This window comes from Kibdelosporangium aridum (assembly GCF_900176515.1).
Taxonomy (GTDB): Bacteria; Actinomycetota; Actinomycetes; order Mycobacteriales; family Pseudonocardiaceae; genus Kibdelosporangium; species Kibdelosporangium aridum.
This window is the reverse complement of the sequence record NZ_FWXV01000001.1, coordinates 810,676-837,005: the sequence shown is the minus strand read 5'-3', so window position 1 is coordinate 837,005 and position 26,330 is coordinate 810,676. Positions and strand designations below refer to the sequence as shown.

Sequence of the window (26,330 nt, the reverse complement as noted above, 5' to 3'; positions counted from 1 at the left end):
TGACATGACCACCGCACTCACCATGCCCACGGGCACTTGGATCATCGCCCCGGGCAGCAGCGTGGCCACGTTCGTCGTCGGCAACCTCGGCCGGTCCGTGCACGGCACCGTGCCCATCAAGGAAGGAACGGTCGAGGTCGGTCCCGACGGCTCACCAACGGCGGTGCGCGGCACGCTCGACCTGAGCGCGATCAGCACCGGCCACAGCCGCCGGGACAAGGACCTGCGCAAGCCGAGCCTGCTCGACCTGGACGCGTACCCGACAATGACGTTCAAGTCCCACACGGTCACCGCGACCGACGCGGGCTGGCACGTCACCGGTGAGCTCGGTGTGCGTGGCATGCTCGCGCCGATCGAAGGCGACGTCCGTTCGTCCATCGCGGACGACGGCACGGTGCTGATGGTCGCGTCCGCCAAGTTCGACCGCAGGCACATCGCGCTGCGCGCGCCCCGGTTCCTGATCGGCCGGATCATCGACATCACGATCACCGCGAGCGTGCGCCGTGTTCCCTAGACCACTGCCCCGCTTCCTGCCCGGCCTCGCTGGGCCGGCCGCCTGGGTGCGCGCGCTGCGCCTGGGTAACGCCGGTCCAGCAGGATGGCCACGGGCCCAGCAGTGGCTACTGTGGACACCGTACCTGCGACCAAGCCGAGCAGCAGGGCCAATGCGAAGTCCGCAAGGGAACCATCACCGAGGATGAGCAGCGCCCCGAGGACGAACAGGACACCGATGCCGGTGTTCACCGTGCGCGGCAACGTCTGCAGCACAGCCGAACCGACGGTCTTCGCGAACGGGTCCTTCGGGCGCTTGCCTCTCAGCTCACGGACCCGGTCGAACACGACCACCGAGTCGTTGACCGAGTAGCCGATCACCGTGAGCAAGGCGGCGAGGAACACGCCGTCCATCGTTTTGCCCAGCCACGTGAAGATGCCCAGGATGATCACCACGTCCTGGGCAAGGGCCACAACCGTTGCCACGCCAAGCCGCCAGTCGAACCGGACGGCCAGGTAGATCAACTGGGCTGCGACCGCGAGTCCCAGTGCGATCAACGCCTTGGTCCGCAACTCGGCGCCGAGGCTCGGACCGATCTGTTCGTCGCGGATCTGCGTCGCCTGGCTGACCTGGGAGATCGCGTCCCGGATCCGTTCGGTCGCCGCTTGGTCGACCGGTTCGGTGCGTACCGATACGACGTTGTTGCCGGTGGACTGCACGACCGCTCTCGGGAAACCAGCTTCCGCCACCGCTTCGCGAACCTGGTTGACGTCAGCGGAGGTGCTGTATTCGAGGACCCGGCCGCCGGTGAACTCGACGCCGAGCTTGGGACCGGCGAAAACCATGCCCGCCAACGCGATCATCACCACCGCGGCGGCCGCGACCAACCATCTGCGTGGCCTGGCCAGGAAGTTCGGACTCCGCCGGTTCACCCACTGCCGGACCCGGCCGTCCCTGGTCAGGCCGGAGATCTTGGGCGATCGCACGGCGAAGTGCATGAGCAGACGGGTCAGCACCAACGTGGTGAACATCGCCGCGAGGACACCGATCGTCAGCGTCACGCCGAACCCTTGCACCGGACCGGATGCCAGCAGGAACAGCAGCCCGGCGGCGAGCAGGGTCGTCACGTTCGAGTCGACGATGGCCGACAACGCACCCTTGAACCCCTTCTCGATAGCTCTCGGCAGCGGGCTGTCCCGTTCCTCTCTGGCCCGTTCGAACACCAGAACCGTCGCGTCGACTGCCATCCCGATCGCCAGGACGAACCCGGCAAGACCGGGCAAGGTCAACGTCGCCCCGATCGCCAGCAAGGCCGCGTAGGAAACCAAGGCGTAGCACAGCAATGCCAGCACCGCGATGAAACCGGAGAACCAGTACACCACCATCAGGAACGCCGCGGTGAGGGCCAGCCCGATGACCGCGGCCCGGGCACTGTCCTCGATCGCGGCCGCACCCAGCGTCGGGCCGACTGTCCGCTGCTCGATGATCTCCACGGGGACAGGCAGTGCGCCCGCGTTGATCAGCAGTGCCAGGTCCTTGGCTTCGGCCTGGCCGAACTGGCCGGTGATCCGGATCCGGTCGCCGATCATCCCGGTGTCGCAGCGCGCCTGCACGTCGACCTGGGGTGCCGAGATCACCTTGCCGTCCAGCACAATCGCCACCTGCCGCCGCGGGTCGCCGGGCGGGAAGCACGCCGCCTGCCCGGTCAACTGCTCCCATTTGGCTGCGGCATCGCTGCGGAAGTCGATGCTGACGAACCACGCGGGTCCTTCCTGCGGGTTCGTTTCGTGCCGGGCTTCCTCGACACCTTCACCGGTGAGCGCGACCGGCCCGAGTTGCTCGGCCGCACCGGTCACGGAATGGAACGCCAGTTGAGCCGTCTTGCCAATGGTCTCGACGGCCTGCTTGGGGTCTTGCAGGCCGGGAAGCTCGATGATGATCCGGTTGTCCCCGGACCTGGCCAGCATCGGTTCGGCCACGCCGAGCGCATCGACGCGGCGCCGCAACACTTCCAGCGTCCGCTCGGTGGCTTCGTCATCGGCCTCGGCCTTGGTCTCCAGCACGACCTGCGTACCGCCACGCAGGTCCAACCCCAATCGGGGCGCGGTGGTGAGCAGAAGATAGACAGCCGCGGCAAGGACGACCAGGCACGTGATCACGCGCCCAGTCATCCGTTGCCGCGCTTGAACGCGCGACAAAAGAGTCTCCTATGTGGTTGTCCGGACAGGGGTTCTTCAGAACACCTGCCGGACCGGAGGACCACGATCGTCCGCGACCGCAAGTGCGGCGACACGGGAAACCCGCAGCACGTCTTCATTCTGGCCACCGAGGCGCACCAGTTCGGGCTCGGTGGACGGCGCATCAGCCATCTCGGCGACGCTGTGCACCTTCAGCAGTCCCGGATCGGCGGCGAGCCTGCCGACCTCCCGCACCGGCGGGACCGCGTTGACGACCGACTGCTCAAGCGCGACGGTCTCGGTGCCGGATTGACGTTCCGCGGGCGCGCTGGCCGCAGGATGGCCCGTTTCCTGTGCTGGCGGCGGCACCGCACCGACCACAGACTCAGTCTCGTTCGCCGCGAAACCCAGCGACACAAGGACAGCAGCGACCAGCAGCAGAAGCAGTCGCCGGGCTGTCATGCCGCCACTGTACTCAATCGCCCCAGACCGCGGCCATGACCGCGTGCACCGGTCCCAGTTCCCGCTTCGGCAACGGATCCGTCGCACCGAGCAGACCGAGTGCCATCTCGACGTACCGGCAGGCCAAGTCGTCCAAAGTGAACGGTCCATCCGGCGAGTACCACCGGGAGATCCCGCTGCACATCTCCAGCAACGCCAGCCGGGCCACCCGACGGGAACTCGGGCGCAACGAACCACGCGAACACCCGTCGTCGATCGCCGACTGCCAGAAGGCCTCGTACTCGTCGCGCAACGCGATGATCTCGGACCGTCGGGCGTCCGACAGGGCACGGATCTCGCCGTCGACAACCCTGGTCTCCAGTTGCTGTGACGCGTGCGTCAATACGTGCAGCGCGACGAGACGGGACACGCGGTCCAGCGGGTCCGGCACATCCGACGTGACCTGCTTGGCCGCGGTGACCAGGCGTTCAAGGCTCGTCCGCATGATCGAGACGAGCAGGTCTTCCTTCGTGCCCATGTAGTGGTAGAGGGTCGCGGAGGACAGTCCCGCGGCCTCGGCGAGGTCGCGGATACCCGTGCCGTGGAAGCCCCGGGTCGCGAACAGTTCGATCGCCGCCTGCCGCACCCGGCGCGCTGTGGTTTGCGACATCACTACCCCGCTCTCTTGACCGGGCCGCACCCGTCGTCGCATTCTATCGATCGATCGATCGAACGAAAGCTACGGGAGGAAACGCGGTGGTCGTCGACTACGAATGCCGGGACGGCGTCGCCCGTATCCATCTCAACCGGCCCGAGCGGCTGAACGCGGTCGTGCCCGCGTTGACCGAAGGCTTGCTCCACGCCTTCGACCAGGCCGCGGACGCCAGGGTGATCGTGCTGGCCGGACGTGGCCGGGCGTTCTGTTCGGGCCATGACCTCAAGGAACCCACGCCGGAAGAGACCAGTCTGGAAACGCGGCAGCGTCTCGAGCAGATCCAGGACGTCACTCGGCGGATCAGGGCGTTCCCCGGAATCGTGATCGCCGCGGTGCACGGCTACGCGCTCGGCGCGGGCTGCGAGTTCGCGCTGGGCTGCGACCTGATCGTTGCCGACGAGCACGCTCAGTTCGGCTTTCCCGAGGTCGAGGTCGGGCTGAGCGTCACCGGCGGCATCTCCGCACTCCTGCCCAAGATCGTCGGACCCGCTCGCGCCAAGGAACTCCTGGTCCTGGGTGAGCGGATCACCGCTGCGAAGGCAGCGGCGCTGGGCCTGATCAACCGGGTGGTGCCCGCGGGCGAGCACGAGAAGGTCGCGCTCGAACTGGCCGCCCGGATCGCGGCACGCCCGCCCGTGGCCACCAGTTTGGCCAAGCAAGCTCTCGACCGAGGGCTGGACGCGACGCTCGACGAGGCACTGGCCACCGAGGTCGACCACGCCATCCTGACCAGCGTGTCCGGCGAGTACCGCCATGGCTGACCTGGTCGAGGTCGTCGCCAGGGCGGCGCGGAAGTGGCCGGCGAAGATCGCGTGGACGTTCGATCCGGGCCGCCGGTTCACCTTCGCCGAGGTGCACGAGCTGTCATCGGGATACGCCCAAGCGCTGCGGGACAAGGGAATTCGCCAGGGCGACCGGGTCGCGGTGTTGCTGCGCAACCAGCCGGAGTTCCCGCTGATCTGGCTCGCGCTGATCAAACTCGGCGCGGCGATGGTCCCGGTCAACGTCAAGTACCGGTCTGTGGACACGTCCCACCTGCTGCGGTCGTCGGCAGCCGTCGCTGTGGTGACGACCGGGGAATTCCGGACGCTGCTGGAAACCGTCGACCCACCGGCGGTGCACTACGTCGAAACCTTGACACCCCGGCCAAGTTTCGCCCAAGGGCCGACGAGCCGAGTCGTGAACATCCAGTACACGTCCGGCACCACCGGGAACCCCAAGGGGTGCGTGCTGTCCCATGACTACTGGCTGCACCTCTGCCAGAGCCTCGTGTCGCACTTCCCCTATCTGACCGAGAACGACGTCATGCTGACGGCGCAACCGTTCCACTACATAGATCCACAGTGGAACATGGTCGCCGCGTTGCTGGCCGGAGCCGAACTGGTCGTACTGGACGGGTTCCACCCGTCGACGTTCTGGGCCAAGGTCCGCGAACACCACGTGACGTACTTCTACTGCCTCGGCGCCATGCCGGCCCTGTTGCTGAAGATGGCGCCGGATCCGGCGGACCGCGATCACCGGGTGCGGGTCGTGCAGTCCTCGGCCATCCCGCCGGCACTGCACAAGGCACTGGAGGACCGGTGGGGCGTCGGCTGGTACGAGGCGTTCGGGATGACTGAGACCGGTGCGGACATCCGGATCACGGACGAGGACCACGACGCCTTCGTCGCGACCGGCTGCCTGGGCAGACCCGCGCCACACCGGGAGGCCAAGATCGTCAACGGTGAACTGCTGTTGCGAGGTCCCGGAATGATGGACGGCTACCTCGGCAAGCCGGACGTGTTCGACGACGGCTGGTTGCGCACCGGCGACCTCGCGCGCATCGACGAGGACGGACGGGTGTACCACCTCGGCCGGATCAAGGACATGATCCGGCGCAGCGGCGAGAACATCGCCGCACACGAGGTCGAAGAGGTCTTGATGAGCCACCCCGAAGTGCGGCTGGCCGCGGTGATCGGCGTGCCGGACGAGATCCGTGGCGAGGAGGTCAAGGCGTTCGTCGTCGGCGACGTCACCGAGACGGAACTCGCCGAGTTCTGCTCCGACCGGCTGGCCTCGTTCAAAGTCCCGCGGTTCTGGGAATTCCGCGTGGACCTGCCGCGCACGGCGTCCGAACGCGTGGCGAAGGAGCAGTTGCGGTGAGCTTCAAGTGGGACAGCCCGGTGTTCTTCGACGAACTGGACCTCAACGGGACGCTGCACAACTCGCGGTTCGCCGTGCACGTCGAACGCGCCCAGTCGGCGTTGTTCGAACAGCTCGGCAAGGGCTGGTCCGAGTTAGCCGACCGCGACGAGGATTTGCGTTACGTGGTCAGGGAACTGCACATCGAGTTCCTTACCGCCTTCACCTCGCCGGGGATCCTGCCGATCGAGCTGACCGCCGACAAGATCGGCACGACCAGCGCGGTATACGGATTCCAGTGTGGACACTACGCGCGCGGGTACCGCGTGATCGTCAAGGTCGACGCCGACGGCAAGCCCAGCCCCTGGAGTGACTGGTACCGGGATATGTTCGCGGGGATGCAGCAATGATCAAGGCCGATCTCCTGCTCAAGAACGCCAACGTGATCACGCTGGACGGCCCGGACACGCGGGCGGTGGCCATCCTCGGCGACCGGATCGCCGCCCTTGAGGAAGTCCCGGCGCACCAAGTGATCGATCTTGACGGTGCCACGGTCACCCCAGGCTTCCACGACGCCCACAACCACATGAGCTGGTACGGACTCACACTGTCCGAAGTGGACGTCCGGGTGACCAGCCTCGACGCGTTGTACGCCGCGATCGCCGCCGCGCCCGAGGGTGAGTGGATCATCGCGTCCGGCTACGACCAGAACAAATGCGGCGGGCACCCGACCCGCGACGGCCTCGACCGTGCCGCACAGGGCCGCAAGGTGCTGGTGAAGCACACGTCCGGGCACATGTGCGTGGTCAACTCCCCTGTCCTGCGAGAACTCGGGATCTCGGAGCACGCCGTCGACGTGGACGGTGGCCTGGTCGTCGCAGACGCGGACGGCAGGCCCACCGGCTTGCTCCAGGAACAGGCCCAGCAGCTGGTGAATCCGTTGATCCTGCCGTATCCGGTGGACACCTTGGTCGACGCGATCGACCGTGCCGGGCAGCGGTACCTGCGCGAAGGCATCACCAGCTGCGTGGAGGCCGGGATCGGCGGCGGCTGGATCGGCAAGACCCCGGTCGAGCTCGAGGCGTATCACCGCGCTCGTGAGCAGGGCAGACTCCACGTCCGGGTGGAGCTGATGGTGGCCGCGGACGTGCTGCACCCGATAACCGAGCTCGGGCTCGGCCTCGACTTGGGGATCCGCACCGGCTTCGGCGACGACTGGCTGAGCATCGGCCCGGTCAAGGTCTTCTCGGACGGCTCGCTGATCGGCCACACCGCCGCGATGTGCCACGACTTCTCCGACACGCCCGGCGAACGCGGCTACCTGCAAGGCGATCCGGACGCGCTGACGTCCACGATCCTGGCGGCGCACAAGGCGGGCTGGCGCGTGGCAACGCATGCGATCGGGGACGCGGCCATCGACCTCGTCCTCGACGCCTACGAGTCCGCCGGTGACCCGTCCAGGCGGCATCGGATCGAGCACTTCGGTGTCGCCCGGCCGGATCAGGTGTCGCGGGCGCGCGATCTTGGAGTCATTCCTGTGCCACAAGGCAGGTTCGCCAACGAGATCGGCGACGGAATGCTGCGTGCGCTCGGCCCGGAACGCACGCGATGGGCGTACCGGCAAAGGTCCTTGCTGGACGCCGGGATCGTCGTGCCGGGCAGCTCGGACCGGCCGGTGGTCACCGGCGCTCCCCTGCTGGGCATGCACGACATGGTCAACCAACAGACCGCGTCGGGGGTGCCGTTCAACCCGCCGGAGGCGATCACCGGCCTGGAGGCGTTGCGTGCCTTCACGTACGGCTCGGCGTACGCGTCCAAACAGGAATACCGGAAGGGCACGATCACTGTGGGCAAGCTGGCGGATCTCGTGGTGTTGTCGGACAGTCCGGCCACCGTGGAACCCGGCCGCATCAAGGACATCGAGGTACTGCGGACCATGGTCGGCGGGGTGTTCCGGTGAAGCTCGTCCCCGCCACGTCATTGCCCGACCTGGCGCAGGTCCGCAAGATCTACGAGGACGGCTTCAGCGCGCGGCTGCGTACACCCTTCGAAGACCTGCTCACCGATCGCGCACTGGTGCTGACCGACGGCTCTCCACGCGGCCTCGCTGTGCTGCGCGAACTCGGCCCGACGGACTGGGTGTTCCTGCGGTATTTCGTCGTCGGGGATCGTGGCCGCGGCCTCGGCGCGATCCTGTGGTCCGAAGTACGCCGTGAGATGGCCGACGCCGGGTTCACGCGGATCGTCTACGACGTCGAAGACCCCGCCGAGGAAGGAATCGAGGAGGCTGAGGAGACCGTCCGCAGCCGCCGGATCGCCTTCTACACCCGACTCGGCGCGGTCTTGTTGCCTATCAACGGGTATCACCAGCCCAATGAGGACGAGCCGCACCCGATGCTGCTGATGGCCGCGGACCTGACGCAGGCCCAGACGGCTCCGATCACCGGCGACGACCTGCGCGACACGATGCTGGCGGTGTACCGGTACCGCTATGGCCTGACGGACGCCGATCCCCTGGTGGAGAGCACTCTGCGGACAAGCGGCCTCTTATTGCAATAGTCTTGCATTAAGATCGGGTCATGCGGATCGACAGCGTGGACGCGACCCAGCTCGGCGACTTACGCGAGCCATTGCACGAGCTGTATCGCCAGTGCTTCGCGGATCCGCCGTGGAACGAGCCGCAGGAGATGCTCGACGACTACGTCAACGTCCTGGCCAAGCACCTGGAACGGCCGGGTTTGTCCGGATCCGTCGCGGTCGGCGACGCGGGCCTGCTGGGCGTGGTGTACGGCTGGCCGATGCCGCCCGAGCTGCCGGATGACACGCTCCACCGCGCCGTCGCCCGGGTGGTGCCGACCGAACGCTTGGTCGCGCCCGCGGTGGCGGTGGTAGAGCTCATGGTCAACCCTGTGTCGCGGGGTCGCGGGGTTGGCCGTGCACTGCTTGACCACTTTGTGTGTGCCCGCGACGCCTGGCTGGTCACCCATCCGGACGCCCTGGCCTGCCGACTGTACAAATCGGCCGGTTGGCGGCCATCCGCCCAGTTCAGGAACCAATATGGTGATCGACGGGTGGCTTATGTGCTGAGCTCCGGCGCGACGTAGACTGCCGGGTCTAGCCCGAATAGAGCAGGACAGGAGCGGCGGTTTGTCCGCACAACGCCCGGACGCGGCGGATGTCGTCGCGGCGGCACGCCGGTTCGCCGGAGTCATCCAACCAAGCCCATTGCAGCGCAACGAGCGGTTGTCGCAACGGTACGACTTGGACGTCTGGCTCAAACGGGAGGATCTGCACAAAGTCCGCTCCTACAAGGGCCGTGGCGCGTACAACCTGCTCAGCAACCTGTCGGCCGAGGAGCGCGAGCGCGGCGTGGTGTGCGCCAGCGCGGGCAACCACGGCCAGGGCGTGGCGTTCGCGTGCGCGTCGCTGGGGATCTCCGCCCGGGTGTATCTCCCCCGGACCACGCCCCGGCAGAAGCGGGAGCGCGTCGCGAGCCTCGGCGGCAAGTTCGTGCACATCGTTGTCGAAGGTGAGACGTACGACGAGGCGGCAGCCGCTGCCTACACGCACGCGCAGGCGACCGGGATGACGTTGGTTCCGGCCTTCGACGACCCGCGCACCATCGCCGGCCAGGGCACGGTCATCAAGGAAGTCATCGAACAGCTCGGCCACGCGCCTGACGCCGTGATCGTGCCGGTCGGCGGTGGCGGGCTGCTCGCCGGGACGTTGGTCTGGCTGCGCGAGACCCACCCCGAGGTCACCGTGATCGGGGCCGAACCGCTCGGCGCCACCAGCATGGCCGCCGCGCTGGAGCACGGCGAACCGGTCGACCTGGACCACCTCGATCCCTTTGTCGACGGCGCCGCGGTCCGCAAGGTCGGGCAGCACACGTTCGCCGTGGTCAACGACCAGCGGCCACGGCTTGTCGCCGTGCCGGAAGGCCAGATCTGCGTCGAGATGCTCGACCTGTACCAGTCCGACGGGATCATCAGCGAGCCCGCTGGTGCGCTCGCGACGACGACCCTTGGCCTGCCGCTCGGCCTCAAGCCGGGCTCGACCGTGGTGTGCATTCTGTCCGGCGGCAACAACGACGTCAGCCGGTACGCCGAGATCGTCGAGCGGGCGTTGGTGTTCGAGGGTCGCAAGCACTACTTCCTGGTCGAGTTCCCGCAGGAGCCTGGCGCGCTGCGCCGGTTCCTCGACGACATCCTCGGGCCGGACGACGACATCACGCTGTTCGAATACGTCAAGCGCAACAACCGGGAGACCGGTCCCGCGCTGGTCGGCATCGAGCTCGGTGCGCCGGAGAACCTCGAGGCGATGCTCAAGCGGATGAGCGCGGTCCCCCACCGGATCGAACGAGTCCCGCCGGACAGCCCACTTTTCACGTTCGTCGTCTGAGATTCAGCTCAGATCACTAGGGTGTGTGCGCATGAACGCAACGCCCAGCCGTAGGTCGATTCTGAAAGGCGCCGCGCTTGGTGCGGCCGCCATCGCCGGATCCATCCGGGTGTTCGACTTCGAAGCCGCCGCCGCACCCGCTGCCAGGGGGATATTCGGGTACGGCGTGGCCAGTGGCGATCCACTGGGGACCGCCGTGGTGATCTGGACAAGAGCCACACCACCTTGTGAAGGCAGACAAATCGCGACGCCCGGCAGCGGGCTCGGCCGCCCGATCTTCGTGCGTTGGGAGGTCGCACGGGACGAGGCGTTCCGGCATGTGGTCAAGCGGGGCGGGGTGCTGACGTCCGCGGCTTCCGACCACACCGTGAAGGTCGATGTCACCGGCCTGCAGCCGTACACGCGCTACTACTACCGATTCCACGCCGAGGGTGAGACGAGCCCGGTCGGCCGCACACAGACCGCACCCGATGACGGCGATCGCTTGCACGCCTTGCGATTCGGGCTCGTGTCGTGCAGCAACTACACCGGCGGTTACTTCGCCGCGTACCGCGCTCTGGGGCAGCGCACGGATCTCGACTTCGTCCTGCACCTCGGCGACTACTTCTACGAGTACGGCAACGGCGCGGACCGCTCCGGACCGCCGGAGCTGATCGGCATCCGCGACCACAAGCCGGAGACCGAGACCCTCGACCTGACCGGGTACCGGCTGCGGCACGCGTTGCACAAAGCCGACCCTGATCTGGCGCTGGCCCACCGGCAGCACCCGTTCATCACGATCTTCGACGACCACGAGGTCGCCGACAACGCGTGGAAAGACGGTGCCAACAACCACTCGCCGGACACCGAGGGCTCGTTCCTCGCCAGGCGCAAGGTGGCGTACCAGGCGTATCTGGAGTGGATGCCGTTCCGGCTGCCTGAGCAGCGGGTTGTGCCGCACCAGGGCACCAGGTTCTTCCGCGGCTTCAGCTTCGGGCCGCTCGGCGACCTGTCCGTTCTGGAGAGTCGGCAGAACCGGACCGCGCAGGTGGACGTGCCGCCGTACACCACACGTGGCGGTGGTTTCATCCCGATCGGTACGCCCGAAGTGGACGCCCAGCTCAACGATCCGGCGCGGCAGATGATCGAGCCGGAACAGATGGCGTGGCTGAAGAACTCGTCCCGCGGCAAGCCGTGGCACCTGATCGGCAACCAGGTGGTGCTCAGCCCGTTGATGATCCCCGGCCCGCTGCTGAACCTGCCGCCGACCATGACGTTGATCAACTCCGACCAGTGGGACGGTTACCGCGCGCAGCAAGCGGATCTGGTCAACCACATCGCGGGCGTGTCGAACAACGTGGTCGTGCTGACCGGTGACATCCATTCGTCGTGGGCGGTGGAGATCCCGTCGAAGGCGGGCGCGGACTACACGCCCGTCGGTGTCGAGTTCGTCTGCCCTTCGGTGACGAGTGACGGTTTCTACGAACTGGCCAGGGCACGGCTGCCAGTCGGGACACCTGCCGAGGCTGTGGTCACGGCGACTCGGCAGATCACTGGCACACTGGCCGGACGCAACCCGTGGATCAAGTATCTCGACGGTATCGGCCACGGTTACGCGTTGATCGACGTGACTCCGGATCGGGTGCAGGCGGACTTCCACCACACGCCCGTGCCAACGAGCGCTCAGCCTGACCCGCGCGTGGTTCAGAGCGTCACGACAGCGCACACGACCAGCTGGCAAACCCTTGCCGGGTCACGGAAAGTCAGCCCGGCGACTGGCCCGGTCGGTGCCAGGTCCGACGAACCGGCCTAGTTTTCCTTACGCCTGAACAGCAACAGTGCTGACACCACTGCCAGCACTGTTGCTGCGGCGACCAACCAAGTCGACCAGGTCAACCACTGCAACGTCCGCGTTATCTGGTCCGCCATGTTCAGCGGCACATACCCGGACCAGCCCACGTCTTCGGGAGTCTCGGAGAACAGCGCCGCCACGACGAACACCACAGGCACAAGCTGGACGATCCCTGCAGGGACGTAGCCTTTGCGCCGCTTGAGCGCGATCAGGCCCATCACCGGGCCAATGATCAGCACGAATGGCGTCAGACTCATGCCCAACGCCACCACCGTACCGTCCGGTTGCATGTAGATCGCTATGGCACCAATGGTCAAGGCCGCCAACACCACGACGAGTTGGGCCCATAACAGCCACTTCATCGGGCGACCTTATCGCTCGCCCTTTCTCGCACGACCGCGACGTTGACTGTCCGGGAAAGCCGCTCGTAAGGAGCCGATTCGTCGCCGAAGAAGACGGCGAGCGGCGTCCAGATGCCCACGATGAGGAGGGAGATCACCGCACCCGCGGGGATGAGCAACTGTTCGGGGTTGGCGAAGATGTCCCAATCGTCGACGGACAACGCGATCCACAGCAACCACAACGGGGACAACAGGATCCCGTAGCGCACCGCCAAGGAGATCGGGCCTGCGCGGTGGCCGTTGGTGCGCTCGATGCGCAGGAGCATCGCCCGTTTGCCTGGGGTCGCGCCTGTCAGCGTTGGGATCAGCAGGAACCAGACTCCGCCCAGGATCACGATGACCGGGCCTTGGGGTGAACCGCCGAACAGCGTCATGATGCCGAGGACGAACGCTGTCAGGGTGGCGAATCCGATGGCGTCGGCGAGGAAGGCGAAGACTCGGCGGCTCGGGGTTACCCGGCCCGCGTAACGCTTTCGGTCTCGGTCAGGTTCGAGGTTGGGCAGCCAGCGGGTCAACGGGCCCGCGATCAGCCAGCCGATCGCCGCGCCGGTTGTGTTGAGGATCAGGTCGTCCACACTGAACAGCCGGTACGCGCAGGGATACACGAACCAGAGGCCGGTGAGCTGGGTGAGTTCGAACAGCAGGGACGTGCCGAAGCCGATCGCGATGGCCGCTACGAAGCGGGTTTTCGCCATGTAGCGCAGGAAGAAGCCGAGCGGGGCGAGCAGGACGACGTTGAGGGCGGTGCTCCAGAGGGCAGGGTTGCGGAGCATCGCTCCCGGGGTCCAGCGGCCCCTGGCACGCTGCTCGATGACTTCGATGAAGTAGAAGGGCCGGAGTTGAGGTGTGCTCGCGTAGTTTTGGGTTGCGCAGTACCACTCCGGGTTTCGCGGGAGGGGCATGATCGTCTGCATTACGGCGGCGAGGAGGTAGAAGAGGAAGGCGTAGAAGATGACGTTCGCCCAGCCTCCTGCGCGTCCTCTGCGGCGGTAGCTCACTACTGCTACCGGCAACATGACTACCAGGACGACTATCGGGAACAGCAGCAACGCCGTCTGGACCGGGAGCAGGTAGGTTGCGACCACGTCGGATTGTTACCCCGGTGGGGGTGGCTTCATTCCTCGGGGTCTTTGTTGGTCGCTGCGGGGCGCTCTTGGGTTGGGTCGGCGCGCTCTGGCTCACCGCGGCGCGCTCTGTGGTCGCCTTCGGCGCGCTCCTGTGAGAGGTCGGCGCGATTTGGTGTGGAGCCTCTGCGCCGCAAAAGGCAGGGAAAGCGGGCAGGACCTGCGGCCCTGCCCCGCCGACAAGCTTATTTGCGGCGCCACTCCACACAAAATCGCGCCGACTACCACTTTTGGCGCGCCTCTTTCGTGGCTTGGGCGCGCCTCCACTTGGGCCAGGGCGCGCCTTCGCTGTTGGTTGGGGCGCACCCTTTTCTGTGGCTCGCGCTGCCTCCGCTTTGGCTTCGGGCCCGCTTCCGCTCGCTGCCCCTTCTGGCGCGCCTCCGCTGTGGCTTGATGCCCGACTCCGCTGTTCCCTCAACTCGTGGTGGGTTCGGTGTTTCGGTTGTCGCCCTTGAGGTTCAGGCCCGGGCCGTTGCCTCCTGTAGGTAACGCATCGACACCTCCCGGTCTGTCAGCCATCCGGTGTAGCCGACCGGGTTCTCAAACAGGTGCGCGAACCGGTGGGCAACCTCCGGTACCCGCTGCGCCGTGTCCAAGGTTGCGAGTACGTGCTCTGGTGGTGGGGCGAGTAGGGCGTTGTTGAACGCGGTCGCGTGTTGTGCTACCGCCCAGTACTTCGCGAAGGCGTCGTGCATGAACTTCTCGTCGAAGTCCCTGTCTTCTTGGGCCAGGATTGCTTCCTGATAGGACTTTGCCGCGCGGGCTGCCATGTTCGCGCCTTGGCCGCCGACCGGGTCGTTGGTTACCGCTGTATCGCCCATGGCCAGGACCAGTTTGCCTGAGGGGAGCTTGCCGACTGGGTGGCGGACTGTCGGGGTTATTGCTCCGTGCAGCATCTCCAATGGGCCTGCGGGTTCTGCTTCCTCCAGGATTCCTTTGTTCCATGGGAAATGGGCGCGCAGGAGTTCTACTCCGATCTCCAGGTGTTGGTCGATGTCCGTCACGTCGTGCCAGACGTCCATCGGGCCGCCGGGGATGCCGAAGAAGCCTATTCCGTGGACCTTTCCCTGTACCGAAAGCACTGGCAGGATGAAGTTCTCGCCGTGCGGGCCGAGGTTGAATATCAGGCCGGGTGGCATCGGGTGCTTTGTGCGGACGTAGGCGATCCCGATCGCTCGCTGTGGCTCCGCGTAGGGCGAGAATTCGGGGTTACGGGGGAACAGTGCGTCGAATTGGGGTCCGCGGCCTGCCGCTACGATCACCAGTTCGAACTCGGCCGCGTAGGCGTCGAGGTCGTTGGGGGTGACCTTGTGGTGGCGGATTTCGCCACCTTGTGCCTCGAACAAGGTCATCCAGTCGGAGACCTTCACCCGTTGATCCACTGATTGGGCTGGGTGGTCGAATTTCTGGCGCCATGCGATCGCTGGTTCCGTCCCGGCGGGGCCGCCTGCGGCGTTGAACGCGACCTCTTCGACTGGTTGGACTTCGTCGTCCCAGAGGTTGATGCCGAGTTCGCGTTCTCGTTCCAGTGCTGGGTGGAAGACGCACTGGTTGGAGATCAGCCTTCCGTACCTGACCTCGTCCGCTGTCTTCTCCGCGACGACCGTCACGTCGTAACCGCGTTTCTGCAAGCCCAGTGCCAGCACGAGGCCGGCTTGGCCGGCTCCAATGATCACAATTCGGCGCATGGTCCCCACATTCCCAACGCTTCTCCGGCCATGGATAGGCCCACATGGCTTGACTTAAGGGCGATTCGTCGGACACGCTAAGTCTCGGAGAGCGCTCTCCCAGACGCCCGCACGACACCGGCGCCCCTGCCTCGTCGGTGCCGGTCACCCTGCATGGAGCTGTGTATGCGCCGAGTTCTGGGTTTGGCGCTCGCTTTCGTCTTGCTGCTGTCCTTGGTTGTGACGGCACAGGCGGCGAGTGTTCTGCTGTCTCAAGGCAAAACGACTACCGCGTCGTCGATCGAGAACGACGCGACCACCGCCGCCAGCGCCACTGACGGCAATCCAGCCACCCGTTGGTCCAGCCAGTTCAGCGATCCGCAGTGGATCCAGGTCGATCTTGGTGGCACCGCGCGGATCGACGGGATCATCCTCTCCTGGGAGGCCGCGTACGCCAGCGCCTTCCGGATCCAGACCTCCGGCGACGGGTCGAGCTGGTCGGACATCTATTCGACTGCCACCGGCACTGGCGGCACGCAAACCCTTGCGGTGAACGGGAACGGCCGTCACGTCCGGGTGCTCGCCACCACCCGGGCCACTGGGTGGGGCTACTCGTTGTGGGAGTTCCAGGTCTTCGGCGAACTCACCACCGCTCCCCCGACAGGCACGCCCATCTCCGAGTTCAAGCAAGTGACCGCTTCGTCGTGGGAGGGCGGGAACGCACCTGCCGCCGCACTCGACGGCCGGACGACGACCCGGTGGTCCAGCCAATTCAGTGACCCGCAGTGGATCCGGGTCGACCTCGGCGGCCCGGCGGCCATCAACCAGGTCAAGCTGGTCTGGGAAGGCGCGTACGCCAAGGGCTACCGGATCGAGACGTCCAACGACACCACAACCTGGACACCGATCCACACCACGACGAACGGCACTGGCGGCACCGAAACACTCAACATCAGCGGCACCGGACGGTACATCCGGATGCTGGGCACGGCCCGTGCCACGGGTTACGGCTACTCGCTCTGGGAGTTCCAGGTCTTCGGCACGGTCGACACCACGACGACCAAGCCGCCTTTGCTGTCCCCGCCGACCAAAGCGCCTGGCAACACCGGCCGGTTCGCGCTGACCGCACCGGCCGACGGCGCGATGATCACGACCACCCGGCGTCCGGCGCTGTCGTGGAACGCCATGCCCGGCGCGACCCGCTACCAGGTGTGGATCAACGTCAGCCGGGAGGACTACGACTTCGCCGCCTCCGGCAACCTGATCGACCTGTACACGAAGGTCGCCGAACTCGGCGGCACGAGCTACACACCCACGTGGGACATCTCCGATCGGTGGACCTACAAGTGGTTCGTGGTGGCCAGCGACGGCAGCGCGTCGAACATCTGGCAGTTCAGCGTGTACCTGCCGACGCCTGAGAACGTTGCCGACGGCGTGTCGATCGTCAACGGTGCCAGGGACTTGAACCGCAACGGCGCGATCGAGCCGTACGAGGACTGGCGTCAACCGGTCGAGACCCGCGTGAACGATCTCCTCGGCCGGATGACCGCCGAGGAGAAGGCGTACCAGATGTTCTACAACGCCCAGGCCTTCCCGCAGGCCGGGTGGCATTTCGGTCCTGCGGAGGCGCAGGACCTGCACAACATCCTGCTGGCGTCCTCCGGCACCCGGCTCGGCATCCCGTTCGTCTCGGCCGGTGACACGATCAGCGGGTACAAGACGACGTACCCGCTGCAGAGTGCTTTGGCAGCGGCCAAGAACTACCCGCTCGACTACAAACTCGGCGACATGCAACGCCGTGAGCAACTCGAAGTCGGCACGCGCGGCGTGCTCGGCCCGCTGGCCGAGGTGGGCACGAAGGTGCTCTACCCCCGCATCCAGGAAGGCAACGGCGAGAACGCGGAGGTCGCGGCGGCACAGGTGCGGGCTCTGGTCGCCGGGTTGCAAGGCGGGCCCGAGCTCAACCCGTCGTCCGTGCTCGCCACGGTCAAGCACTGGCCAGGCGAAGGCGCCGGTGGCGAGGCCTTGATCGTCTTCGACGCGGTGACCATCAAGTACCACATGGTGCCGTTCCGTGCGGCGATGGAAGCCGGTGCGGTCAACATCATGCCGGGTTACGCGGGCAGCTCCTTCCTCGATCCCGGCGGGCCCGGAGCGGGTGACAGCGCGAAGATCCTCGCGTACCTGCGGCAGAACCTCGGGTTCACCGGTCTGATCACGACCGACTGGCTGCCGTCTGGCTCGTGGATCGGCGCGGCCAACGCCGGGTCCGACGTGATGGGCGGCGCGGACCCGGGCGCGGCCGGGTTCAGCATCGGGTCGTTCGTCGCCAATGTGCCTGCGGCTCGGATCAACGACGCCGTGCGGCGTGTGCTCCGGCTGAAGTTCCAAATGGGACTGTTCGAGAATCCGTACGGTGATCCGGTCAACGGGCCATATCGGTTCCATACACCGGCGTACACGGCTCTGGCCAACCAAGCGGCACGCGAGTCGATGACGTTGCTGAAGAACAACGGTGTCTTGCCGCTTCGGCTGAACCGAGGCGACAACATCGTGGTGGCCGGGCCGCGGGCCGCGGACTCGAATGCTTGCTGTGTCTGGACAAGCTACTTCCACCAGGAATACGGCTCGTTGAACATCCTCGACGCGATCAAGGCACGGGCGTCCCAGGCAGGCGTCAACGTCTACCAGGACACTGGCCCCGCCCCGAAGCTCGCCGTGGTCGCCGTCGGCGAGGCGTCGTACACCCACGGCACGAACTGGGTGAAGGAACAGCCTTACCTGCCACCGGATCAGCTCTCGATCATCCAGAACTTCCAACGCCAGGGGATCCCGGTGGTAGTCGCTTTGGTCATGCCTCGGCCGTACGTCATTACCGAATGGCATGACCTCGCGAGCGCCATCGTGGTCACGTACCGCGGCGGCGAGGAAATGGGCCCGGCACTGGCCAGCCTGCTGTTCGGCGATTACACCGCTCGCGGCAGGCTGCCTTGGCAACTGCCGCGAGCGCTGGGTGACGTCCTACGGCCAGGCGGCAGCGACATCCCCGCCGACGCGACCGAGCAATGGGACCTGCCTTACGACCTCGCCGCAACACCCGCTCAACGCAACGAGATCCGGGCCCGGATCGACGCAGGACAACAACCACCGAGTACCTACGGCAATCCGCTTTATCCCTATGGCGCGGGACTCTGACAGGACACGGGCCCTCGGACACCCGAGGGCCCACCCGGTCACCAGGTGTGGGCGACGTCCACGATGACCTTGTTGTCCCACGTGAACACGCGGAACGGCAGCCGCGCACGGACACCAAGCCCGACCGTGGTGATCGCCTCGAACGAACCGGCCCATGCCAGTTGGCGGAACGTCTGATACCCGGTGAGGTCGACGAGCTCGTTGCGGTTCTGGAACGTGTAAGTCGGCTGACCGTTGTCGTTGTACGCGGGTCCGTGCGCGGCAACCGACAGCCTTGCCTCGCCGCGCAGCGGGATCGGCACACCGGTCGGGTCCTCGACCAGCTGATCCACATAGGACACCACGAATCCGTCGACGTGCGAAGTGAAGCCCAGCACCAGCCGGTCGTAGCAGTCATGCCTGCCTGTGCGGATGTCCACGAGTTCGCCGAACATCGTGGACGGTGCCATCTTCTTCTGTGAACCCCACGTGACGCCGCAGGCCGCTGGTGCGGCTGGTGCGGCTGGTGGTGTCGGTGCCGCCGCCGCGGACAGTGGCACCAGCAACGCGGCCACTGTTACGATCAAGAGCAGCAATGTCCTGCGTGACATCGTTCTCGACTCCCCTCGAGAATGCACCGGAAAATCCGGCTTCTCTGCAGGACGTTCGATCACCGGCGCAGGTTGCGTCAGAGCATCATGGCCAGGTCTGCCTCGATGTCCTTGGCTCGGGGGTCGGCCAGCTCCAGCATGATGTTCATCGCCGAAGTCAGCACGCTGCGCGCGATCCGGGGATGCCCGGCGGCTTTGATGACTTTCCCCAGATCGGCCATGGTGACGGCTTCCCAGCGGCGGTTGGCGGTCGCGCGCTGGAAGGAAATCGACGTCCGCAAGGCCCGGATGGCCCGTGGGATGTCACCGAGTGCCGCGTAGGCCAGGCCTAGGTTGTGCTGGTTGAACGCCTCGGTCATCACGTCACCCGACCGCAGGAACCGTTGGTGGGCTTGCAGATGGCTCTCCACCGCTGCGGCGTAGTCACCGGCCACCCGCAGTGCGATGCCGAGGTTGTCCAGGTTCTGCGTGATTCCGCGCGGGTAGTCGACATCCTCGTACAGGTCCAGCGCGGCTCGCGCGTAGTCGCGGGCGATCTCGCCGTCGCCGAGGTTGGCGTGTGTCATCGACAGGTTCCCCAGCGTCATGCCGAGGCCGCGGGCGATGTCCAGCTCGCGGAAACGAGCGAGCGACCGCTCGAAGTAGGACTTGGCTTTGTGGTATTCCTCCTTGTCCAAGTGAATACAGCCGACAGAATTCAGCAGGTACGCCTCGCCCGCGCGCTCCCCCGCGGCCTTGGCACCGTCCAGTGCGGACTGGAAGAACTTGAGGCCTTCCCGCCACGGCACCGCACTGTCGAACAACGTCGTCAACGCCATCGCGATGCGCCACGCGTGACCGTCCCAGCCGTTGGTCGCCGCCCACGCGGTGATCGAACGCAGCGACTCGTACTCATCCTCGAACCAGGCGGTGACTTCCTTGGCATCGACGAAGACCGGCGGCGGGATCCGCGCCTTGTGCGGCGCTACGAAGTCCCGGTTGCGGTGCGGGATCAGCACTTTGTCCGCGGCCACCGCGGCGTGCAGGTACCAGTCGAGCACGCGCTCGATCGCCTCGTCCCGCTCAGCCTGCACCTCGTGAATCATCACCATCTTGGTGGCGTACAAGCGAATCAGGTCGTGCAGCTGGTATCGGCCAGGGCGTGGTTGTTCGAGCAGGTTGGTCGCGATCAGCTGGTCCAGCGCGTCCTTCGCTTGCCCGCGCGGCATTCCGCTCAACGCCGCGGCGGCGTCAAGGCCGATGTCGTTGGCGGGCAACAAGCCGAGCTTGCGGAACATCAACGCCGCGGACTTGCGCAAGGCGCGGTAGGACCACGACAGTGCCGCGCGCAGGTCGGTATGCGGATCGTCGTCGCCGCTACCGAGGTTGTCCAGCCGCGCCTTCTCGTCTTCCAACGCCAGCACCACGTCCGCCAGCGAATCGGTGCGGTGGGCGCGTTCGGCCACGATCGCCAGCGCCAGCGGCAGGTAGTCGCACAACCTCACCAGTCGTGCCGCCGCCGTGGGCTCTTCGGCCACGCGGTGTGGCCCGATGGCCGACGACAGCAAGTCGATGGCCTGCCGATGGGACATCGGGTTCAGCGTCACGCGGTGGGCGCCGTCCCGAACCGACAGTCCGCGCAGCTGGTTGCGGCTCGTGACGATCACCAGCGCGGACGAACCCGGCAGCAACGGCCGCACTTGGCCCGCGTCCCGCGCGTTGTCCAACAGGATCAACGGCCGCCGGTCGGACAGCTTGCTCCGCAGCAGTGCCGACCGTTCGTCCACATCAGACGGAATGGCATCGCCGGAGACCCCGAGCTCACGCAACAGCGCCTCGGCCGCCGCGTCCGGCGGCACGGGCTCGCCCGGGCCGTAACCGCGCAGGTTGAGGTAGAGCTGGACATCGGAGTACTTGTCGGCGACCCGGTGCGCCCAGTGCAGGGCCAGCGCGGTCTTGCCCATCCCTGGCGCACCGTCGATCGAGACGATGATCGGCGCGCCGTCGAGGTTGGTCAGCAGTGAGTCGAGTTTGGTCAGTTCCTCCTGCCTGCCGGTGAACTTGGCGATGTCATGCGGCAGCTGGCGTGGCGCTGGCGCCCGGAGCACCGCCGTGGGGTGCCCTTGCAGCACCTCACGGCGCAACCGCTGCAGCTCCGCGCCGGGATCGATGCCGAACTCGTCACTGAGCACCCGGAAGACCTGGGCGTACGCGACCAGCGCGTCCTCACGCCTGCCAGCCCGGTGCAACGCCAAGATCAGCCGGACCCACAGCGACTCCCTGGTCGGGTATTGGCCGGTCAGCTCGTGCAGCTCGGCGATGATGGACTCGGGTTGCCGGACGTCCATCTCGATGTCGATCCGCCGCTCGGTCGCGGCGAACCACTCCTCGGTCAGCCTCGGCACGACGTCCCTGTCCACCCAGGACGAGGCGACATCGGAGAACGGCCTGCCGCGCCAGAGCCGCAACGCCTCGTACAACAGCGCCAGTTCCTGGTGCGGGCTCAGCTGCGTGCGAGATTGCCGCAGCAGCTCGCGGAACCGGTAGAGGTCGACTCGATCCGGCTCGACGCTGAGCTGATAACGGCCGGCGGAGACGCGCCGGATGACGTCGTGGCCGAGCAACTGCCGCACGCGGCCGACATACGTGTGCAACGACCCACGTGCGTTGCCGGGCTGCTCCTCTGGCCAAAGCCGTTCGGCCAGCGTGTCGGTGGTGACTGGTTGGCCGACCGAGATCACCAGTGCGGCCAGCAGAACGCGCAACTGCCCCGGCGGGATCGCCACGATCTCGCCGTCCCGCCGGATCTCCCACGGCCCGAGCACGTGGATGTCGATTTCGGGCCGCATCACGCCGCGCTCCCCCGAATGGCGGATACGCGTGGAAAATCTGGCGTCCACACTTCGGGATAAACCGAGTCGAAACCCGCCCGATGCAAATACCGCATTGCACTCCCGTCCCCTGGCCACTGCAGGATAACCAGCGCCGCTGGACCGGACCTGTACTGGATAAGCGCAGGTCGCAGGCCCTGGACCAGCAGTTATCGGCATCGCGGGGACAAGATCGGTATCTTTACCGCGTATCTGGCACGCAGTTGCCAGGCGCGGGGTGGGCGAGTGTGCGACAACCGGGGGGTTGTGATGCGTGGTACCGCATTCGGGACGGTGGTTCGGCGACGGCGCGTGGAGTTGGGATTGACGCAACGTGATTTGGCCGAACTGGCGGACCTGAGCGTCCGGACGATCGGCAAAATCGAACAAGGCCGGCTACCCGACACGCTGTCCAAGTCGATCGACCGGGTGATCAGCACGCTGGGGATTGACCCGGAGATCGCGTGCTGCTGTTCGGACTCGGCCATTCGAGTGAGCGTGCTCGGGCCGTTGGCCGTCCAGCTGGGCGGTGTGGTGCAGGAACTGGGCGCACAAAAGCAACGGTGCCTGCTCGGATTGCTCGCGCTGCGGTACGGCACGACCGTTTCCCGTGACGAGATCGTGGAGCTGCTGTGGGGCACCACACCGCCCCCGACCTGGCAGAACCTCATTCACACGTACGTCACCCGGCTACGGAAAGCGCTCGGAAATGGTGGCTCCCACGGCCACAACGCCATCGTCACGGCGCCGAGCGGCTACCGTTTGACCCTCGGTGCGCAGGAACTCGATATCGCGGAATTCGACGCACTGCTCCAGCAAGGTGAAAATCCGGAGAAACTGGCAGCCGCATTGGACCAGTGGCGTGGCCCGGTCCTCGCGGATCTGCCGGACCGGTTGCGGTGGCATCCGGCCGCCGTCTCGGCGCAGGAACGCCGGATCAGTGCGGCGATGGCCTACGCGGACGCGGTTGTCGAGCCGAGCAGGCAGGACGACGTGATCCGCAGGCTGCAGGCGTTGATCGTGGAAGCGCCGATGCACGAGGGCCTGCTGGCACGAGTCATGCTCGCGCTGGCCGCCGCGGGCAGGCAGGCGGACGCGATCAGCCTGTACGCGGGCGCACGGCAGCTGCTGGGCAACGAACTCGGCGTCGACCCGAGCGCCGAGTTGCGCAGTGCGCACGAACGTGTGCTGCGCCAGGACGTTCCGGCCAAGGCGAGCCGGTTCGTGCCCGCACAGTTGCCCGCCGACGTGGTGTGTTTCTCCGGCCGCCGTCACCAGCTGGCCGCGCTGGACTCGCTGCTGGCCGAGGTCCGCGGCGGCAACTCAGCCGCCATGGTGATCGCCGCGATCGCGGGCTCCGCGGGCGTCGGCAAGACAGCGTTGGCCCTGCACTGGGGGCACAAGAACAAGCACCACTTCCCGGACGGCCAGCTGTACGTCAACCTGCGTGGCTACGACCCCGACGAGCCGGTCGATCCGGCCGATGCCCTGGCCGCGTTCCTGCGTGCGCTGGGCGTCGAGACCCATTCCATACCGCGTGACGTCAACGAGCGCTCGGCGCTGTTCCGCACGGTGGTCGCCGACCGGCGCATGCTGATGATCCTGGACAACGCTCAGGCCGCCAGCGTCGTACGGCCGTTGCTGCCGGGCACGTCCGAGGCGTTCGTGGTGATCACGAGTCGCGACTCGCTGCGTGGCCTCGCCGTCCGGGAAGGCGCGCGGCTGATCGACCTCGGGGTGCTGAGCCTGGCCGAGTCCCGTGCACTGATGACGACCCTGATCGGCGACCGGGTCACCAGTGCGCCTGAGGCCTCCGACGCACTGGTCGAGCAGTGCGGCCACCTGCCGTTGGCGATCCGGCTGGTCGCGGACCTCGCAGCCCGCAAGCCCGACGTCGACCTCGTGGAACTGGCTGAGGAGCTCGCCGACGAGCAGCACCGGCTGCGGCTGCTCGACGCGGGCGACGATCCGTATGCCTCGATCGGTGCGGTGTTCTCGTGGTCGTACAACAAGTTGTCCGCTGAAGGCGCCCGGCTGTTCCGATTGCTCGGGTTGCTGCCGGGAAACACTTTGGACGTGTACGCCGCAGCCGTCCTGCTGAACACGTCACGCGAAAAAGCCGGCGCGCTGCTCGACGAACTGGCCGACGCGCATCTGCTCGACCGGGACGTCAACGGCCGATTCCGGTTCCACGACCTGTTGCGTGCCTATGCCAGGCAGAAAGCCGGACAAGAAATCCAGGAACCCGCCCAGAACCTGATCGATTTCTACCGCGCGGCGCGATCACGCGCGGCGAGCGTGCTGGCCGGAAACGGCCGGGTGTCCCGAGCGAATCTGCTCGGCGCATTCCCTGCGGTTCCGATCCCGACATTCGCACACTTTGTCAGGGACGCCCGTTAGATCATCATCGGACGGAAGCGGCCATGACTCCAGATCCGCTGGAACACCACATGCGCGGATGGCCTCCCAGTAATGGATCGAGTCATGGCCGCTTGTGCCCCCCTTGCCCTCGCCCTATTCGTTCCTACCCCGGTGGCGCCGTGTTACCGCAAGGTGAGTGCCCGTGACACCTTGAGGTAACACGGCGATGTTCACTCATTCGGAGGTACGCTGAAGCCCGGTGTCGGAGGGGGTGGCGTGATGGCAGGCGAAAATGTCCCATATCGACAAAGCCTGCTGGACGCCATGGCGGTGCTCAACGGGCAATGGGTTCCCGCTGTGCTCGCGTCATTGGCGCCCGGCCCGCTGAACTTCACCGATCTGCTGAATGCGATCAATGCCGTTGAAGAACGGTCCGGCTGGGTCAACCACGTCCGCCCGTTGACCAGGAAAGTGCTTACCGAAACGCTGTCGAGGCTGCAGCGGGACGGCATTGTGCAACGGCAGAGCACGCCGGACGCGCTGTTCCAGCCGGTGTACTACGAACTCACGCCGATGGGCAGCTCGCTGCTCAGGTCGGTGCGCCCGTTGATCAAGTGGGCTCAGGACCACCAGGCTGAGCTCGAGTCCGCGCGGCAGCGCCGCGGCCCTTAGCCTGCGGCCTGCTCACCACGACCTGGTCGCGGCCGGCGTCCTTGGCGCCGAACGCGGCGAGGTCGGCCGCGAGCAGCAACTGGTCGAGGCCGCCCCGGGTAGCCGGGTAGGCGGCCGCGCCGATGGACACGGTCAGGCCGTCGACCACTTCGTTGTCGTTGACCGTGACCCGGAGTTTCCTGATCCGCTCGCAGATGCGTTCGCCGATCTCGATGAGCTCCTTGTCCTCGACCTCGGGCAGGCCGATCACGAACTCCTCACCGCCGAACCGGCCGACCACGTCGTACCGGCGGGTCTCGGCCCGCAGCGCGTTGGCGACCGCTTCGAGGACCTGGTCGCCCGCCAGATGGCCGTAACCGTCGTTGACCTGCTTGAAGTGGTCGAGGTCGATCATCAGGACACCGAGCGTCGTGCCTTCCCGCTTGGCGCGGTCGTACTCCTTGGTGATGACGGTGTGCCAGGCCGCGGCATTCAGCAGCCCGGTCTTCGGGTCGGTCGCGGCGGCCTGCTCGAACTGGCGGATCAACAGGCTGCGGTGCAGCACGTGCAAAGCCGGGATGAACAACGCGACCAGCAACGGTTTCCAGGCCAGCAGGATCGCGGCGAGCGCGCCGAGGCAGATGGTCGCGAATTCCAGTGCGTTGGCGTGCCAGCTGCCCAGAATCCGCACGGGTTTCAGCGTGCGCTCGGACAAAGCGATGGCCCCGGCGATCAGCCCGGTGTTCACCGCCGAGAACGCGGCGATGGCGAGTGGAATACCCCAGAGCGCTTCCGGGAATACTGCTTTGACGAGGGTTTCCGGTCCGAGCAGCTGCTGGATTCCGGTGGCCGCGTGGCAGGCGAGAACAATGGTGGCCGCGCTGAACGTGAGGCGATAGGCGTGCACACCACGGACGCGATACCAGCTACGAATCCACAAGTGCAGATACAGCGCCGCGACAACCCCGGCCGCGAGTCCCGGCGACAGAACCAATGCGGCGGCGACGGTCCAGATCGAAGTGAGATTGACGTGCGGGGTGTCGGAGAACCTCCTGCGCATGCGCTCGACATGCCGGGATATCTCGGCGTTCACCAAGCCTAGGCCGATGATCGCGCCGCCCATGACAAGATCGCGCGTTGTCGGCGGGTTGGTGCTCAGCAGAACAGCGGTGATGATGACCGCGAAAGCGTCGACGCCGAGGACATAACAGACAAGGTGGCGCGGGAGCGACCACACCGACCAGCTCGCCGGGTTCGCGAGCCCTTTGTGTCGTCGGCTTCGGAAGCGGAACATGGTCACGACTTCTTCTCAC

At 66.5% G+C, this 26,330-nt stretch carries 21 protein-coding genes; 12 read left to right on the top strand and 9 right to left on the bottom strand.

The features are described from left to right. The first annotated feature begins 4 nt into the window (after positions 1 to 4). Positions 5 to 514 carry a YceI family protein gene (locus tag B9C43_RS03345; RefSeq protein WP_084424520.1) on the top strand — a complete coding sequence of 170 codons (510 nt, stop codon included), beginning with the start codon at positions 5 to 7 and terminating at the stop codon, positions 512 to 514. Here the strand turns inward: B9C43_RS03345 and secD are convergent. From secD to B9C43_RS03330, 3 genes are read right to left on the bottom strand one after another with little or no spacing between them, the layout of a single operon-like run. Then, on the bottom strand, positions 511 to 2,691 hold the full coding sequence (gene secD, locus B9C43_RS03340; RefSeq protein ID WP_084424519.1) for a protein translocase subunit SecD: 2,181 nt from the start codon (positions 2,689 to 2,691) through the stop codon (positions 511 to 513). The genes B9C43_RS03345 and secD overlap by 4 nt on opposite strands. Before the next feature lie 36 nt (positions 2,692 to 2,727). Continuing rightward, entirely contained in the window at positions 2,728 to 3,132 is a 405-nt protein-coding gene (locus B9C43_RS03335; protein ID WP_084424518.1) for a hypothetical protein, read from the bottom strand. Positions 3,133 to 3,145: 13 nt separating this feature from the next. Continuing rightward, positions 3,146 to 3,781 carry a TetR/AcrR family transcriptional regulator gene (locus tag B9C43_RS03330; RefSeq protein WP_084424517.1) on the bottom strand — a complete coding sequence of 212 codons (636 nt, stop codon included), beginning with the start codon at positions 3,779 to 3,781 and terminating at the stop codon, positions 3,146 to 3,148. 86 nt (positions 3,782 to 3,867) lie between these two features. Here B9C43_RS03330 and B9C43_RS03325 point away from each other — a divergent pair, with 86 nt between their 5' ends. Genes B9C43_RS03325 through B9C43_RS03290 form a run of 8 tightly spaced genes read left to right on the top strand, consistent with a single transcriptional unit; the run spans position 3,868 to position 12,140 of the window. Continuing rightward, on the top strand, positions 3,868 to 4,587 hold the full coding sequence (locus B9C43_RS03325; RefSeq protein WP_084424516.1) for an enoyl-CoA hydratase/isomerase family protein: 720 nt from the start codon (positions 3,868 to 3,870) through the stop codon (positions 4,585 to 4,587). Continuing rightward, entirely contained in the window at positions 4,580 to 5,968 is a 1,389-nt protein-coding gene (locus B9C43_RS03320; RefSeq protein ID WP_084424515.1) for an AMP-binding protein, read from the top strand. Before B9C43_RS03325 ends, B9C43_RS03320 begins: the two co-directional genes overlap by 8 nt. Continuing rightward, a complete protein-coding gene (locus B9C43_RS03315) occupies positions 5,965 to 6,357 on the top strand; it encodes an acyl-CoA thioesterase (RefSeq protein WP_033392367.1) in 393 nt (130 codons plus the stop codon). The genes B9C43_RS03320 and B9C43_RS03315 overlap by 4 nt, the downstream gene beginning before the upstream one ends. Then, the gene (locus B9C43_RS03310; protein ID WP_143446079.1) at positions 6,354 to 7,907 is read left to right on the top strand and encodes an amidohydrolase; all 1,554 of its coding nucleotides are present in this window, start codon (positions 6,354 to 6,356) and stop codon (positions 7,905 to 7,907) included. The genes B9C43_RS03315 and B9C43_RS03310 overlap by 4 nt, the downstream gene beginning before the upstream one ends. After that, on the top strand, positions 7,904 to 8,506 hold the full coding sequence (locus B9C43_RS03305) for a GNAT family N-acetyltransferase (protein WP_084424513.1): 603 nt from the start codon (positions 7,904 to 7,906) through the stop codon (positions 8,504 to 8,506). The genes B9C43_RS03310 and B9C43_RS03305 overlap by 4 nt, the downstream gene beginning before the upstream one ends. A gap of 20 nt (positions 8,507 to 8,526) precedes the next feature. Then, the gene (locus B9C43_RS03300) at positions 8,527 to 9,051 is read left to right on the top strand and encodes a GNAT family N-acetyltransferase (RefSeq protein WP_084424512.1); all 525 of its coding nucleotides are present in this window, start codon (positions 8,527 to 8,529) and stop codon (positions 9,049 to 9,051) included. A gap of 43 nt (positions 9,052 to 9,094) precedes the next feature. Beyond that, positions 9,095 to 10,348 carry a threonine ammonia-lyase IlvA gene (ilvA, locus tag B9C43_RS03295; RefSeq protein WP_084424511.1) on the top strand — a complete coding sequence of 418 codons (1,254 nt, stop codon included), beginning with the start codon at positions 9,095 to 9,097 and terminating at the stop codon, positions 10,346 to 10,348. 31 nt (positions 10,349 to 10,379) lie between these two features. Next, on the top strand, positions 10,380 to 12,140 hold the full coding sequence (locus tag B9C43_RS03290; protein ID WP_033392370.1) for an alkaline phosphatase D family protein: 1,761 nt from the start codon (positions 10,380 to 10,382) through the stop codon (positions 12,138 to 12,140). On the opposite strand, the gene B9C43_RS03285 is transcribed toward B9C43_RS03290, so the two are convergent. The 3 genes from B9C43_RS03285 to B9C43_RS03275 form a co-directional block, all read right to left on the bottom strand. Further along, positions 12,137 to 12,541 carry a hypothetical protein gene (locus B9C43_RS03285; protein ID WP_084424510.1) on the bottom strand — a complete coding sequence of 135 codons (405 nt, stop codon included), beginning with the start codon at positions 12,539 to 12,541 and terminating at the stop codon, positions 12,137 to 12,139. The two genes, B9C43_RS03290 and B9C43_RS03285, sit on opposite strands and share 4 nt — an antisense overlap. Next, positions 12,538 to 13,665 (bottom strand): VanZ family protein, encoded by a 1,128-nt coding sequence (locus tag B9C43_RS03280; RefSeq protein WP_084424509.1) that lies wholly within the window; start codon positions 13,663 to 13,665, stop codon positions 12,538 to 12,540. Before B9C43_RS03280 ends, B9C43_RS03285 begins: the two co-directional genes overlap by 4 nt. Positions 13,666 to 14,162: 497 nt before the next feature. Next, positions 14,163 to 15,392 carry a styrene monooxygenase/indole monooxygenase family protein gene (locus tag B9C43_RS03275; RefSeq protein ID WP_084424508.1) on the bottom strand — a complete coding sequence of 410 codons (1,230 nt, stop codon included), beginning with the start codon at positions 15,390 to 15,392 and terminating at the stop codon, positions 14,163 to 14,165. A 165-nt stretch (positions 15,393 to 15,557) separates the two neighbouring features. On the opposite strand from B9C43_RS03275, the gene B9C43_RS03270 reads away from it, so the two are divergent. Further along, positions 15,558 to 18,566 carry a discoidin domain-containing protein gene (locus B9C43_RS03270; RefSeq protein WP_235038410.1) on the top strand — a complete coding sequence of 1,003 codons (3,009 nt, stop codon included), beginning with the start codon at positions 15,558 to 15,560 and terminating at the stop codon, positions 18,564 to 18,566. A gap of 38 nt (positions 18,567 to 18,604) precedes the next feature. Here the strand turns inward: B9C43_RS03270 and B9C43_RS03265 are convergent, their stop codons facing one another. Beyond that, entirely contained in the window at positions 18,605 to 19,132 is a 528-nt protein-coding gene (locus tag B9C43_RS03265; protein WP_143446077.1) for an AMIN-like domain-containing (lipo)protein, read from the bottom strand. A gap of 101 nt (positions 19,133 to 19,233) precedes the next feature. Next, the gene (locus tag B9C43_RS03260; protein ID WP_235038520.1) at positions 19,234 to 21,984 is read right to left on the bottom strand and encodes an AfsR/SARP family transcriptional regulator; all 2,751 of its coding nucleotides are present in this window, start codon (positions 21,982 to 21,984) and stop codon (positions 19,234 to 19,236) included. A gap of 291 nt (positions 21,985 to 22,275) precedes the next feature. Between B9C43_RS03260 and B9C43_RS03255 the strand changes: the two genes are divergently transcribed. Continuing rightward, the gene (locus B9C43_RS03255) at positions 22,276 to 24,405 is read left to right on the top strand and encodes a BTAD domain-containing putative transcriptional regulator (protein WP_084424504.1); all 2,130 of its coding nucleotides are present in this window, start codon (positions 22,276 to 22,278) and stop codon (positions 24,403 to 24,405) included. Between the two features lie 240 nt (positions 24,406 to 24,645). Next, positions 24,646 to 25,038, top strand: coding sequence for a winged helix-turn-helix transcriptional regulator (locus B9C43_RS03250; RefSeq protein WP_051894676.1), 393 nt, complete (start codon positions 24,646 to 24,648; stop codon positions 25,036 to 25,038). On the opposite strand, the gene B9C43_RS03245 is transcribed toward B9C43_RS03250, so the two are convergent. Beyond that, entirely contained in the window at positions 24,977 to 26,311 is a 1,335-nt protein-coding gene (locus B9C43_RS03245; RefSeq protein WP_143446076.1) for a GGDEF domain-containing protein, read from the bottom strand. The genes B9C43_RS03250 and B9C43_RS03245 overlap by 62 nt on opposite strands. Positions 26,312 to 26,330 lie beyond the last annotated feature (19 nt).

Bases quoted from the DNA above. Each gene is read 5' to 3' on its own strand.
- B9C43_RS03320 (WP_084424515.1), top strand. From the start codon at position 4,580: ATGGCTGACCTGGTCGAGGTCGTCGCCAGGGCGGCGCGGAAGTGGCCG.
- B9C43_RS03270 (WP_235038410.1), top strand. From the start codon at position 15,558: ATGCGCCGAGTTCTGGGTTTGGCGCTCGCTTTCGTCTTGCTGCTGTCC.
- B9C43_RS03250 (WP_051894676.1), top strand. From the start codon at position 24,646: ATGGCAGGCGAAAATGTCCCATATCGACAAAGCCTGCTGGACGCCATG.
- B9C43_RS03310 (WP_143446079.1), top strand. From the start codon at position 6,354: ATGATCAAGGCCGATCTCCTGCTCAAGAACGCCAACGTGATCACGCTG.
- B9C43_RS03330 (WP_084424517.1), bottom strand. From the start codon at position 3,781: ATGTCGCAAACCACAGCGCGCCGGGTGCGGCAGGCGGCGATCGAACTG.
- B9C43_RS03290 (WP_033392370.1), top strand. From the start codon at position 10,380: ATGAACGCAACGCCCAGCCGTAGGTCGATTCTGAAAGGCGCCGCGCTT.
- B9C43_RS03335 (WP_084424518.1), bottom strand. From the start codon at position 3,132: ATGACAGCCCGGCGACTGCTTCTGCTGCTGGTCGCTGCTGTCCTTGTG.
- B9C43_RS03345 (WP_084424520.1), top strand. From the start codon at position 5: ATGACCACCGCACTCACCATGCCCACGGGCACTTGGATCATCGCCCCG.
- B9C43_RS03300 (WP_084424512.1), top strand. From the start codon at position 8,527: ATGCGGATCGACAGCGTGGACGCGACCCAGCTCGGCGACTTACGCGAG.
- B9C43_RS03275 (WP_084424508.1), bottom strand. From the start codon at position 15,392: ATGCGCCGAATTGTGATCATTGGAGCCGGCCAAGCCGGCCTCGTGCTG.
- B9C43_RS03260 (WP_235038520.1), bottom strand. From the start codon at position 21,984: ATGCGGCCCGAAATCGACATCCACGTGCTCGGGCCGTGGGAGATCCGG.
- B9C43_RS03285 (WP_084424510.1), bottom strand. From the start codon at position 12,541: ATGAAGTGGCTGTTATGGGCCCAACTCGTCGTGGTGTTGGCGGCCTTG.
- B9C43_RS03255 (WP_084424504.1), top strand. From the start codon at position 22,276: ATGCGTGGTACCGCATTCGGGACGGTGGTTCGGCGACGGCGCGTGGAG.
- B9C43_RS03245 (WP_143446076.1), bottom strand. From the start codon at position 26,311: ATGTTCCGCTTCCGAAGCCGACGACACAAAGGGCTCGCGAACCCGGCG.